This is a genomic window from Deinococcus planocerae (assembly GCF_002869765.1).
Classification (GTDB): domain Bacteria; phylum Deinococcota; class Deinococci; order Deinococcales; family Deinococcaceae; genus Deinococcus; species Deinococcus planocerae.
In genome coordinates this window covers 70,851-82,975 of sequence record NZ_PNOR01000010.1, presented here as the reverse complement: position 1 = coordinate 82,975, position 12,125 = coordinate 70,851, and the positions used below count along the sequence as shown (strand labels likewise).

The window sequence follows — 12,125 nt, the reverse complement described above, 5'->3', positions numbered from 1 at the left end:
CCCCCGCCTCTCCGTTGTGCCTTCAGCGCCGCGCGCCCACCAGGAAGATGTTCGGCCAGGGGCGGTAGGTGCTCTTCAGGGTGTCCTGCTTGAAGGTCTTGCCGTCACGCACGAACTTGCGGGTGACCTCCATCACCGCGCCGGGGGCGGCCCAGTCCACCTGCTTGCGCTGCCCGGCGGGAACCGAGGCGTCCCGGATCACGCGGTCGGCGGGGGCGGGCGTGCTCCGCAGCGTGCGCGGGGTGCCGACCTCCACCGTGAAGTCGCGCGCCTTGCCGAAGACGTGGACGGCGAGCCGGGCCTCCTCGTCGTTCCACTCGCTCTGGAACCACAAAGACCCGCCCGTGTCGTTGGCGAACTTGAGGTCGAGAAAGGGCTGGTAGATCGTGGCGTCGAGGCCCTGCGGCTCGTAATAGTGGACCTGATAGGAGTGGTTTTGCCGCTCCAGCACGGGCAGGCCCGCGTTGTAAAGGGTGCGGAAGACCGTCGTGCTGACCTGGCAGATGCCGCCGCCCAGCCCGCTCGCGGTGCGCTCCCCCGCGATGACGAGGCCGGGCACGAACCCGCCTCTGGCCGTCACGGGCCCGACGATCTGGTTGAAGGAGACGACCCGGCTCTCGACGAGGCGGTCGCGGAAACGCACGGCGCCGACGTGGATGTTCGTCATCCGCTCGGGGCTGCTGCCGTAGTAGTTCGTCTCGCCCGTGCCGAGGTGGGCGGTGATCCCGCGCGTCAGGAAGTAGTCGAGCGTGCGCTTGGGGGCCGTCTGCCCGGTCACGACGACGTTGGCCTTCACCCCGCGCGGGTCCTTGAGGGCGGCGAGGACGTTCGCGCGGGTCTTCGCCTCGTCCACCGTCAGGCCGTTGCGCTGCACGACCGCCCAGCCGTCCCACTGGTTCTCGAAGCGGGCGTCCTGGGGCTGACGGGGCAACTCGGCCAGGAATTGGCGCAGGTCCGCCTCCAGGCTCGCCGTGATCGTGCCGCGCGCCCGCAGCTCCGCCACGCGCGGGCCGGGCAGGGTGAGGGTGCGGCTAAAGGGCACCGTCGTCTTCTTGCCGTCCACAAGCGCGGGCCACGGCGCCTGCACCGTGATGAGGAGCGGCGCCGACCGTGCCGGGGCGGCGGGCGGCGTCACCGTCGGCGCGGGTGCCGGGGCAGGGACAGGTGGCGGAGCCGGAGTGGGCGCCGGGGGCTGCACCGGGGCGACGGGCACAGGCGTCGGCGGGGTGGGAGCCGGGGCCGGGGTGGGGGCAGGCGCGGGCGCTGGAGCCGCCGTCGGCGCGGAGATCGGGGCAGACGGGAGAGGCAGCGCGGGGATGTCGAGGCTCGTCTGGGCCGACGCTCCGCCCAGCAGCACGCTCACGAGGACGGCGGCGCTTCTGGGGGCAGCGCTCCTGAAAACCGGGGCCATAGCGCGAAGTATCTCACGGTCCCGGGGTCGAAACGTGACTGCGTGCTGAGGACGGGGGAGGGGAGAGGTGGCCCTCAGCGCGCGAGCGGCGCGGCCTCCCGCACCTCCCCGAGCTGCCGGACGATCTCCGCCACGGCGGCCACCGCGTGATGCCGCCCATTCTCGATGAAGACCTGATTCGTCCGCCCCGCGAAACCCGCCGAGCCCACCACGAACAGCCCCGGCACGCTGCTCTCGTAATGTTCGCTCAGGACCAGGCACTCGTCGGGCTGGGTGGCGAGGTCCAACCCCGCCAGGAAGGAGAGATCGGGTCGGTAGCCCGTCAGCGCGAAGGTGAAGTGGGTGGGCAGCCTGAAGGTCGTGCCGTCCTCCCTTTGCACGAGCACGTGGTCAGGGTGAATCTCGACCACCCGCGAGGAGAAGTGCGCTGCGATGCTCCCCTCCTTGATGCGGTTTTCCAGGTCGGGGCGCACCCAGTATTTGATCGTGCTCTTGAGTTCGGGCGCCCGCACCACCATCGTCACGTTCGCCCCGCCGCGCCACAGGTCGAGGGCCGCGTCGGCGGCGGAGTTGCCCGCGCCGATCACGGTGACGTTCAGGCCCATGAAGGGGTGCGCTTCCGTGTAGTAGTGCGAGACGTTGGGGCTGTTCTCGCCGGGAATGCCGAGGGGAAGCGGGTTGTCGTAGTACCCGGTCGCCACCACGACCCGCCGCGCCTCGACCACGCCGGGCGTGCCGTCCTGCGCCTCAATCTCCAGGGTGAAGCCCGCCGGGGCCGCGTGCACCCGCCTCACCTCGGTGTACTGCCGCACGTTCAGCTCCTCGCGCTGGGTGACGAGGCGATAGTACATCAGGGCGTCGCGGCGGTCGGGCTTGTCGTGCCCGGTAACAAACGGGTGGTTGCCGATTTCCAGCTCGGGCGCGGTGGTGAAAAAGGTCATGTAGGTCGGGTACTCGAAGATGGCGTTCACCACGCAGCCCTTTTCGAGCACGACGTAACTCAGGCCCGCGCGCGTGCAGGCGATGGCGGCGGCGAGGCCCACCGGTCCGGCCCCCACGATGGCAACGTCGAAGAGTCCACTCATGCCGGGTAGTGTGTCAGAGGGACGCAAAACGGACGGTGAGGCGAGTCCGTCAGGCGATTTCTTTCCGCAGCGGCGTTCCTGGAAGCGGGACAGGCCCCATCCCTCCCCCCCGCCGATTAGACTCGGCGCATGACCACCCACTCTGACGCGCGGGGGGCCACCCGCACCGAGTCCGACACGATGGGCCAGCTTCAGGTCGCCTCGGACCGGTACTGGGGCGCCCAGACCGAGCGCTCGATCCACAATTTCCCTATCGGGCGCGACACCTTCGTCTGGGGCCGCCCAGTCATCCGCGCGCTCGGCATTTTGAAGAAAGGCGCCGCGCAGGCGAACGCCGAACTGGGCGAGTTGCCGGGTGACGTGGCCGACCTGATCGTCCGCGCCGCCGACGAGGTGATTGCGGGGCGGCTCGACGAGCATTTCCCGCTCGTCGTCTTCCAGACGGGCTCGGGCACCCAGAGCAACATGAACGCGAACGAGGTCATCTCGAACCGCGCCATCGAGCTCGCGGGCGGCGAGCTGGGAAGCAAGTTGCCCGTCCACCCCAACGACCACGTGAACCGCGGCCAGAGCAGCAACGACACCTTCCCGACCGCCATGCACATCGCCGTCGTGCTGGAGCTGAACGAGCGGCTCTACGACAGCGTGGGCAAGCTGCGGGACACGCTCGCGGCCAAGGCTGAGGAGTACAGGGACCTCGTGAAGGTGGGACGCACGCACCTGCAAGACGCCACCCCCATCACGCTCGGGCAGGAGATCGGCGGGTGGGTCGCTCAGCTCGACTACGCGCTCGCGGAGGTGAAGCACGCCGAGGGGGGCCTGTACGACCTCGCCATCGGGGGAACGGCGGTCGGGACGGGCCTGAACGCCCACCCGAAGTTCGGTGACCTCGCCGCGCAGAAGTACGAGGCCGAGACGGGGTTCCCCTTCCGCTCCGCCGAGAACAAGTTCGCCGCCCTCTCAGCCCACGACGCGCTGGTGCAGACCTCGGCGGCGCTGCGGACCCTCGCCGGGGCGCTGATGAAGATGGCAAACGACGTGCGTTGGCTCGCCTCGGGCCCCCGCAACGGCATCGGCGAGATCACCATCCCCGAGAACGAGCCCGGCTCCTCCATCATGCCCGGCAAGGTCAACCCCACCCAGTCGGAGGCGATGACGATGGTCACGACCCGCGTCTTCGGCAACGACGCGACCGTGGCGTTTGCGGGCTCGCAGGGCAACTTCCAGCTCAACGTCTTCAAGCCGGTGATGGTCCACGCCGTGCTGGAGAGCATCCGCCTGATCGGCGACGCCTGCCTCGCCTTCAACGACAACTGCGCGGTGGGCATCGAGCCCGCCTATGAGAAGATCGAGCACAACCTCGCCGTCAACCTGATGCAGGTCACCGCCCTGAACAAGCACATCGGCTACGACAAGGCCGCCGCCATCGCCAAGAAAGCGCACAAGGAGGGAAGTAGCCTCAAGGAAGCCGCCCTTGGGCTGGGCCACGTGACGGCGGAACAGTTCGACGAGTGGGTCGTGCCGCTGGAGATGACCCACAGTTAAGGCGGGCCGGAAACCACAGGGCTACTCCGCAGAGGCAGGAGTGGCCCTCTTCCTCGTCTCCGAGACGAGTTTGTATGCCTGCACCAGCGTGCCCAGGGCCAGCGCCGCCGACTCCCGCCGGGAGTTGACATTCTGCGGGCTGGGATGCGGGCAGGCCAGGGTGGGGAGCGGAGAGCCGATAAGGGGCCAGACCTTCCCGGCGTGGCGCCCGACGAGCACGACCACCCGCAGGTCGGGGAGGAGGCCGAGAACCTGGCGGGTGAGGGAAACGGCGTCCGCGTATTGCCCCGGACGGGGCGTGACGACGACGCCCGCGCTCATCTGCCAGGGCACGGCGTTCCACACGGCCACGTCCCGCCGCCGCAGGCCCGAGAGGTGCAGCAGGCAGCGCAGGTTCTCCGCCGTGCCGTCGGGGTTGTCCACCGAGACGAAATGGGTGCGGCTCACCGCCGGGCCGGGCGTCTCGAGGAGCAGCAACACCCGGGCCGACACGCCGCCGTCCTCCGGGTCGAAGAAGGGGACCCAGCGCCCGCTTTTGGCCTGGACCTGTTCGGCCCAGCGGTTGAGTGGAGAGACGTGAGGCTCGAAGCTGCGCTCCAGCCGGGCCTGTCGCAGTGCAGGGACTTCAAGGCTGCGGGTTTGCAAAAGGCTCCTTTCCTGTCGTGGGTCTTCGGCCTCGGTCCTCACGGTGAGCCCAAAATCGGCCTGCATAGGTTTGACACTCGCTGCATCCGGCGCTCTCCTTTTTCTATCACCGTCCGAGAAGGCGGCTTTTTTATTGTCTCCCCGCCGGGCCGCGGCCATAAACGCCCCTTCACCGGAGTCTCGCCCGCCCGCCGACCCGCAGGGGCAGGCTGACCCCATGACCGACGACCAGAAGCAGGGCTACGATCCCGCCAACACGTCGCCCGCCGAGGGCCAGAGCCACGCGATTCCCGACGCGGCGCGCGGCCAGGACCCGGGAGTGGACCCCGCCGACAAGGACGCGGCGGAGGGCGAGCGCGACGAGGTGGAAAGCAGCGCCACCCCGGGCCGTGACTGAGCCCCTGTTCGGGCCGCCCGAAGGTGAGCGGCCCCTGAACGCGGCCCGCCCGGAGTCGGAGCGGGCCGAACTGCTGGGCTGGATGTTTGGCCGCGTGCACGAGGAGTACGGCGACCGCACCCACGAGCCCCGGCGCGAGCCCATGCACGAACTCATCAGCACCATCCTCTCCCAGCGCACGACCCATCAGGACGAGGAGGCCGCCTACGGGGAGTTGCGGCAACTCGGCGACTGGGACACCATCATCGACACGCCGACCGAGGTCGTGGCGCACGCGATCCGGCGCAGCAACTACCCCGAGAGCAAGGCGCCGCGCATCCAGGCCACGTTGCGCGCCATTCGCGAGCAGCGGGGCGGGTACAGCCTCGACTTCCTCGCCGAGATGCCCGTCAAGGACGCGATGAAGTGGCTCACCGACCTGCCGGGGGTGGGCCTCAAGACCGCCTCGCTCGTCTTGCTGTTCAACTACGCGCGGCCCGTCTTCCCGGTCGACACGCATGTCCACCGCGTCACGACCCGCGTCGGCGCGATTCCCCGCATGGGCGAGCAGGCGGCGCACCGGGCGCTCCTGAAGCTCCTGCCCCCCGACCCGCCCTTCCTGTACGAGCTGCACCTCAACCTGCTGCGGCACGGCCAGCGGGTGTGTACGTGGACCCGCCCGAGGTGCCCCGCCTGCGTGCTGCGCGAACGTTGCGACGCGCACGCCATCTACGGGAACAACGTGCCGAGCTTCGGGGACAAGCCGGGGAAGTCTTCGTAAGGCAGCACGAGCCTTCTGGATCCGTCCTTCTTTGCAGTGGCGCCGCGGAAGTCTGAAACCATGACACCGACCCAAACCAGCCTGTCACGCTCAAGCCCGGCGTCCACTCCCACTTCATCGTCGTGAGCGGTGACAACCAGGTCCGGTTCAACTTGAGAGAGCTTGCCCAGGTCCTCAAGTGAGCCGTCGGTATTCAGACGCACCCGGTTTTGCTCGTCCCTGTGGTTGAAATGCCTAAACCCTCGCAGTCAGCGAAGCTTCACCCTCGCTCCCGCTCCCGCAGCACGAGCTGGATCAGCCCCAGCGTCACGAGTTCCGCCTCCTCGGGCCTCACGGGGCGCAGTTCCTCCACCATGAAGCGGCGAGAGAAGACGCTGCGGCGTTTGCGGACCCGGAAGGCGGGCTCTCCGGCGGCGTCGGTGACCGTGTACGTGGGGTTGACGAGGTAGTCGAAGCCCAGCGCGATCAGGTCGCCGATGAAAGGGATGGCGTCGAGCACGCCCTCGACCACGCTCATCCAGGGCTGGTCGTCGACGACGGTGAATTCCACGCGCTCGTCCGGGCCCAGGAGTTCGTAGCTCGCCGCCCAGAGGGTCCGCAGGCCCCGGGCCTGGAGCGAGCCCACCAGGGGGCCGTCCTGGCGCCGAATCTCGCGCCGGGCCCGCCAGTCGAGCGCCCCCGCCATCAGCCCCCGGGCGCGGATGCCGTGCGTCTGCTGCCGCCTGGCCTCGTCGGCGTAGACCCGCACCTCGTCGCGGATGCTGAAAAACTTCTCCTTGACGACGGCGACGAGGCGGCCCTCGGCATCCGTGATGCGCAGCTCGGTCAGGAGGCTGAACTTGAATTCCAGCGTGAGGGGAAAGGTGGGATTCACACCCCGGGGTACGGAGTCAGGCGGGGTCCGGTTCCCACCTGTCGAACCGGAGGCCCGGAGTGACGCCCGTTCCCTGCGCCCAGAGCTGTGCGGGCTGGGCCTTGCGAGCCTGGGGCTGGACGGTCTGAATTCGTACCGCGCCCACGCCGCACGCGACGGTCAATCCGCCCTCGTCCACCCGCAGCACCTCGCCCGGCTGACCCGACCCCTCCGCCACGCTCAGGCCGCCGAGCTTGAGGCGTGCTCCGTGCAGGAAGGCGGTCGTCTGCGGCCACGCGGCCACCCCCCGGTAGCGGTTCACCACCGCCCGCGCGCCCTCCCCCCAGCGCACGAAGCCGTCCTCCTTCACGAGCATGGGGGCGTGGGTGGCCTGGGCGTCGTTCTGCGGAGTCGGGGAGAGGTCCGGCAGTCGGGAGAGCGCGTCCACGATCAGCCGCGACGCCTGCGTGCTCAGCGCGTCCGCGAGTTCGAGGCTCGTCCACTCGGGCGCGATGGGGAGGGGTTCTTGCAGCAGGACCGGGCCGGTGTCCATCCCCTCGTCGGTCTGCATGATCGTCGTGCCCGTGACCGTCTCGCCGCGGATCAGGGCCCACTGGATCGGCGCCGCGCCCCGGTAGGCGGGGAGGAGGCTGGTGTGGGTGTTCAGAAAGCCGGACCGGGGAACGGCGAGCAGGGAGCCGGGCAGGATTTTCCCGTAGGCGCAGGTGACGGCCACGTCCGCCCCGCTTTCCCGCAGCCGGGCCTCGAACGTCGCGCTCCCCCGCAGTTTCTTCGGCTGGGCGAGCGGCAGGCCGAGTTCGGCGGCCCGGGCGGCGACGGGCGGCGGCGTGAGGTTGAGCCCCCGCCCCACCGGCTTGTCGGGCTGCGCGACGACGAGGACGACCTCGAAGCGTTCCCGGATCGCCTCCAGCACCGGCAGCGCGAAGGCAGGTGAGCCGAAGAAGGCGACGCGCGGGGGGGTCAACCCTGGGCCTCCAGCGTTTGCAGGTAAGCGCGGGCGCGGCCCTTCAGCTCGGCCAGATACTCGACGTACTCCTCGGTCACGGCGCCGGGCAGGCGGTCGAGGTAATACAGGCCGTGCAGGTGGTCGGTCTCGTGCTGGAAGATGCGGGCGAGGAAGGCGCCCGTCTCCATGCTGTGCCGTTCGCCGCCCAGGTCGGTGTACGTCACCCGAATCTCGCTGTGGCGGGGCACGTCCGTCCGCTTGAGGCCGGGGATGCTCAGGCAGCCCTCGCCGAAAGCCGTGTCCACGCGGTCCGAGAGCGGTTCCACCACCGGGTTGAGCACCACGAACTCGCGCAGCGCGCGGGCCCTGAGCGGCTTGCCCTCCTCGGTGTCGTCGTCGTACTCGACGGCCACGAAAAGTTGCACAGGGAGACCGACCTGCGGCCCGGCCAGCCCCGCCCCGCGCGCCTCGTACATCGTCTCCAGCATCGTGCGGGCGACCTCACGCAGCGGCTGGGGAGCGAAACCGGGCACCTGAACCGGCGCCGAAAGGTCCTCGACCACCCGCGCCTGTCCCCGCAAGACCGGATCGCCGTAGAGCCGGATGGGGTAGAGGCCCGCCCCCGTCACTTGGCCCGTTCCTTGCCCGCCTCGGCGAGGGAATGGAGGTACGCCTTGGCCTGACGCTGCATGGACGCGAGGGCCTTGCGGTGGTCTTCGGTCACCTCGGGCGGCAGGCGGTCGAGGAAGAACACGCCGTCGAGGTGGTCGGTCTCGTGCTGGAAGACGCGGGCGAGGTAGTCGTCGGCCTCGATGACGCGCTCCTGGCCGTCCAGATCGGTGTAGCGGACCTGCACGGCGCGGACGCGGGGCACGCCCTCCTCGTAGATGCCGGGGATGCTCAGGCAGCCTTCCTGGTAGGAGCGGTCCTTTTTCTTGTCGATCACGGTCAGCACCGGGTTGAGCATCACGAACTCGCGCAGGACGCGGGACTTGAGGGGCGCGTCGCCGCCTTCTTGCTCCTCCTCGTCGTCCTCGTACTCGGCGGCCACGAACATCCGCACCGGAAGGCCCACCTGGGGAGCGGCGAGCCCGACGCCGCGCGCCTCGAACATGGTCTCCAGCATGGTGTTCGCCACCTCGCGCACGGTCTGGGGCCCCGAACCGGGCACGGTGAGGGTGCCCTCGGGGCTCAGGGGCCGCGCCTTGCGGCGCAACACGGGGTCACCGTACAGGCGGATGGGGTAGACGCGGGGGGCCTGGGCCATAGCACCCCTTTTTACCAGAGCCTGCCGGAGTGTGGCCCCACGCCCGCACCTTTGCCGCAGGGGGACCCCTCCAAAGGTCTGGGCCCGGCCCCAGGGTCCTCTCACGTTGTCCCCACTCCCCGCCCCTAGGTTCGGAGGGAGTCCAGCCCCACAGGAGGTCTTTGCCATGCCTACGCGCCCCATCCTCGCCCTGACGACCGCCCTCCTCGCCTCCCTCGCCGCCGCGCAGACGGCGCAGCCCGCCACGACGGCCCCGACCACGGCGGCCACCCCCGCCCCCGCCGGGAACGCCGCCCAGGCCGCCGCCGAGGCCCGGCAGCTCGCCGAGCGGGCCCGCGCCACCTACCCCCAGGGCAGCGCGAACATCGACCAGACCCTCTGGAAGGGGGCCGCCGCCGCCGCCGACCGGGCCGCGGGGCTTGAGCCCCAGAATCCCGAGTACCTGCGCCTGCGCGCCCAGATCTACACCGAGGTGGGCTTCTGGCGTCAGGCAGAACTCGCCTGGGCCGCGTATTTCCGGGTCGCGCCCGCCGCTCCCGGGAGCGCGGAGGCGCGGCAGGCCGCGAGCGTTCAGTACAACCTCGGGTACGCCGCCTACACCCGCAACCAGCCGACCGAGGCCGCGCGCTTTTTCTCGGCCTGCCTGGAGTTCGACCCGGCGAGCGTGCCGTGCGCGACCTGGGCCGCCCGCACCGCGCTGGAGGCCGGGGACTACGCCCGCGCGCAGACCCTCTACAGCCGGGCGCTGAGCCTCGCCCCCGGGGACCGGACGCTCACGTACTTTCAGGGGGTGGCGCAGCGGGCCAGCCGCTACGGCCCCGCCGCCACGCGCGCCTTCAGCCGGGCGTACGCGGACCTCGACGCGGGACGCGGGGCACAGGCCCTCGCCGGGTTTCAGGAAGCCGCCCGGAGTGCGCCTAACTTCATCGAGGCGTGGCGAGAGGCCGGGAGAACCGCGCTCGAACTCGGGAACGCTCAGGCCGCCCGCGCTGCCTACCAGGCCGCCGCCGCCCTGCCCGAGGCGAACGCGGCGGACCGCTACAACCTCACGGTGGCCCAGGAGGGCGAGCGGTACGGGCTCGCCGCCACGCGCGCTTTCCGCGACGCCTACGCGAAGTACGCGGCGGGCGACAAGGCGGGCGCCGAGGCGGGCTTCCTGGAGGCCACCCGGCAAAACCCGCAGTACGCCAAGGCGTGGTCGTGGCTGGGCCGCACCCGCTACGAGGCGAGGAGCTTCACCGGGGCCGCCGACGCCTACGCCCAGGCCGTGCGCCTCGACCCGACCGACCGGTCGAGCGCGTACTTCCTGCGGCTCGCGCAGCAGGGGAAGTAGAGGGGCGCTCTCCCATGAGCGGGGTCTGGCAGCGAGCCGGGCCCCGCTTCTCTCATCCGGGTTCACGCCCCCATCAGACTTGGCCCATACGCTGGGGGCCATGCGTCCCCTTGCCCTCCTTCTGCTGCCCCTCACCCTCGGCCTCGCCGCCTGTGGCCCGCGCGGCGTGCAGGCGCCCGAGGCCTACGACGTCAGCGGCACCGTCAGCGGCGACTGGGGCACGGGCCCCATGCTGCGGCTCGCCCTCGTCGGCTCGGGGTTCCCGAGCGTCGTGACCAACGAGAGCGGGCGGGCCCAGACGCCCTTCCCGGCGAACGGCAACCCCTGGACCTTCGGGTTCGACCTGCCCAACATCCCCGGGGTCTTCGGCGTCTATCAGATCGTCGCGTACAACGACGCGAACAACAACGCGCAGTACGACATCGGCGAGAGCTTTGCCCGCAACAGCCAGTGGCTGGTCTACAGCTCGGTGGGCGGCAACGTCCCCGCCACCCAGGTCACCCCCGAACTCAACGTCGAGCAGGGCTGGAACGTCTACGACCGCCGCGCGGGCACCCTGCGCCCCGGTCCTCCCAGCGAGAAGATCACCGGCTACGACATCAGCCGCTGACCCTCAGTCTCGCTTCCCCGAACGCTGCCTTCCCGGCGGCGTTCTTTTTTGGCCCGCCTAGAGCATTTGACATAAAAACGCTGTCATGCTGAGCCCAACGCTCGCGCTCGAGGGTCAACTCCGCGAAGCATCTCGTCTGCCTTGCAGGGACCCTTCGCTTCGCTCAGGGTGACAACTCTTCTTTGGTCGAATGAGCTAAAGGTTGTCCCTGAAAAACGCCACGCTCCGGTCGAGCGCCACCCGCAGGTTCCGGCTGAGGTTGTGGTTGTCCCCCTCGTAGCGGTACGCCTCCACGCCCTGCCCGGCGGCGCGCAGGTCCCGCGCGAGGTCCTGCTGGAACGAGTAGGGCACGTCCTCGTCGGCGGTCCCGTGGTGAAGCTGGATGGGCCGCCCGTTCAGGTCCTCCAGGTAGGCGTTCGGGCTCAGCGCCCGCAGGTACCGCCGCTGGAGGGGGTCGAGGGTGGGCCGCGCCGCGCCCGGTGCCCGGTTCCAGTCGGTCGCCAGCACGTCGTAGCTCGCCACCACGCCCGCCCAGAGGGAGGCGGCCCGGAGGTCACGGTCCACCAGCATCGCGCGCAAGGAGAGTTGCCCACCCATGCTGTGCCCCCACAGCCCAAGTCTCCTGGCATTCACCCGCGAGTCCCGCTTGAGGCTCGCGGCGGCGTTGAGCACGTCCACCGTGTAGCCGGGATCGTTGTACCCGCCCGCCGCCACGCCCTCCGAGCTGCCGTGCCCCCGGTAGTCGCTCTTGAGCGTCACGAAGCCCGACCGCGCGAAGGCGTCCTGATAGGCGACGTACCGCTCGGTCGTCCGGTACTCGTCCGGCGGGATGTAGCCGTGGTTGAACACGATGGCGGGCCAGCCTCCGGCAGGCGGCGTGCCGCGCGGTACCGTGAGGAGCGCATAGATGGTCAGCCCGTCCGACTCGTAGCTCACGACCTGCCGGGAGTAGTTCGTGCCCGGATTCAGGTTCCGCACGACGGTCAGCGCGCTCCCCGGGTACTCCCGCGCCCGCAACGCCTGGATGCTGATGGGCTCGCGCGCGACGAGGGCCTCTATCGCCGCGTCCGTCACCCCGCCGGAGGGAGGGGAGGGAGAAGGCGCCGAGGTCTGAGGCGGATTCGTCGGGGTGTCCCGCTCCACCCACGGCACCTCGAAGGGCAACTGCTCCGGCTGAGTGACCGCGACGTACCCCGCCCCGAGGGCGAGGGCGAGCAGGGCGAGGGAGGGCAGGCGCCTCATGACGAGGGGT

The 12,125-nt window shown here is 70.2% G+C and carries 13 protein-coding genes; 5 read left to right on the top strand and 8 right to left on the bottom strand.

The window, feature by feature from the left end; all coding sequences use genetic code 11:
- Positions 1 to 22: 22 nt before the first annotated feature.
- Together A7B18_RS07640 and A7B18_RS07635 are read right to left on the bottom strand one after the other, a co-directional pair.
- On the bottom strand, positions 23 to 1,411 hold the full coding sequence (locus A7B18_RS07640; protein WP_102126093.1) for a VanW family protein: 1,389 nt from the start codon (positions 1,409 to 1,411) through the stop codon (positions 23 to 25).
- A 74-nt stretch (positions 1,412 to 1,485) separates the two neighbouring features.
- Entirely contained in the window at positions 1,486 to 2,496 is a 1,011-nt protein-coding gene (locus A7B18_RS07635; RefSeq protein ID WP_102126092.1) for a YpdA family putative bacillithiol disulfide reductase, read from the bottom strand.
- Between the two features lie 129 nt (positions 2,497 to 2,625).
- On the opposite strand from A7B18_RS07635, the gene fumC reads away from it, so the two are divergent.
- Positions 2,626 to 4,041 (top strand): class II fumarate hydratase, encoded by a 1,416-nt coding sequence (gene fumC / locus A7B18_RS07630; protein ID WP_102126091.1) that lies wholly within the window; start codon positions 2,626 to 2,628, stop codon positions 4,039 to 4,041.
- A 21-nt stretch (positions 4,042 to 4,062) separates the two neighbouring features.
- Here the strand turns inward: fumC and A7B18_RS07625 are convergent, their stop codons facing one another.
- Entirely contained in the window at positions 4,063 to 4,686 is a 624-nt protein-coding gene (locus A7B18_RS07625; protein WP_180970066.1) for a uracil-DNA glycosylase, read from the bottom strand.
- A gap of 217 nt (positions 4,687 to 4,903) precedes the next feature.
- Between A7B18_RS07625 and A7B18_RS07620 the strand changes: the two genes are divergently transcribed.
- Entirely contained in the window at positions 4,904 to 5,083 is a 180-nt protein-coding gene (locus A7B18_RS07620) for a hypothetical protein (protein ID WP_102126089.1), read from the top strand.
- Positions 5,076 to 5,843 carry a monofunctional DNA glycosylase gene (locus A7B18_RS07615; protein ID WP_102126088.1) on the top strand — a complete coding sequence of 256 codons (768 nt, stop codon included), beginning with the start codon at positions 5,076 to 5,078 and terminating at the stop codon, positions 5,841 to 5,843. The genes A7B18_RS07620 and A7B18_RS07615 overlap by 8 nt, the downstream gene beginning before the upstream one ends.
- 259 nt (positions 5,844 to 6,102) lie before the next feature.
- On the opposite strand, the gene A7B18_RS07610 is transcribed toward A7B18_RS07615, so the two are convergent.
- The 4 genes from A7B18_RS07610 to def are packed head-to-tail and all read right to left on the bottom strand — an operon-like array spanning position 6,103 to position 8,930.
- Positions 6,103 to 6,717, bottom strand: a complete 615-nt coding sequence (locus A7B18_RS07610; RefSeq protein WP_102126087.1) for an LURP-one-related/scramblase family protein — start codon at positions 6,715 to 6,717, stop codon at positions 6,103 to 6,105.
- Between the two features lie 16 nt (positions 6,718 to 6,733).
- The gene (gene fmt / locus A7B18_RS07605) at positions 6,734 to 7,681 is read right to left on the bottom strand and encodes a methionyl-tRNA formyltransferase (RefSeq protein ID WP_102126086.1); all 948 of its coding nucleotides are present in this window, start codon (positions 7,679 to 7,681) and stop codon (positions 6,734 to 6,736) included.
- A complete protein-coding gene (locus tag A7B18_RS07600; protein WP_102126085.1) occupies positions 7,678 to 8,292 on the bottom strand; it encodes a peptide deformylase in 615 nt (204 codons plus the stop codon). The genes fmt and A7B18_RS07600 overlap by 4 nt, the downstream gene beginning before the upstream one ends.
- Positions 8,289 to 8,930 carry a peptide deformylase gene (gene def, locus A7B18_RS07595; protein ID WP_102126084.1) on the bottom strand — a complete coding sequence of 214 codons (642 nt, stop codon included), beginning with the start codon at positions 8,928 to 8,930 and terminating at the stop codon, positions 8,289 to 8,291. The genes A7B18_RS07600 and def overlap by 4 nt, the downstream gene beginning before the upstream one ends.
- A gap of 166 nt (positions 8,931 to 9,096) precedes the next feature.
- Here def and A7B18_RS07590 point away from each other — a divergent pair, with 166 nt between their 5' ends.
- Both A7B18_RS07590 and A7B18_RS07585 read left to right on the top strand, forming a co-directional pair.
- A complete protein-coding gene (locus A7B18_RS07590) occupies positions 9,097 to 10,263 on the top strand; it encodes a tetratricopeptide repeat protein (protein WP_102126083.1) in 1,167 nt (388 codons plus the stop codon).
- 100 nt (positions 10,264 to 10,363) lie between these two features.
- Positions 10,364 to 10,873 carry a hypothetical protein gene (locus tag A7B18_RS07585; protein WP_102126082.1) on the top strand — a complete coding sequence of 170 codons (510 nt, stop codon included), beginning with the start codon at positions 10,364 to 10,366 and terminating at the stop codon, positions 10,871 to 10,873.
- Between the two features lie 195 nt (positions 10,874 to 11,068).
- Here A7B18_RS07585 and A7B18_RS07580 read toward each other — a convergent pair whose 3' ends face one another.
- On the bottom strand, positions 11,069 to 12,115 hold the full coding sequence (locus A7B18_RS07580) for an alpha/beta hydrolase family protein (protein WP_102126081.1): 1,047 nt from the start codon (positions 12,113 to 12,115) through the stop codon (positions 11,069 to 11,071).
- Between the last annotated feature and the right edge of the window lie 10 nt (positions 12,116 to 12,125).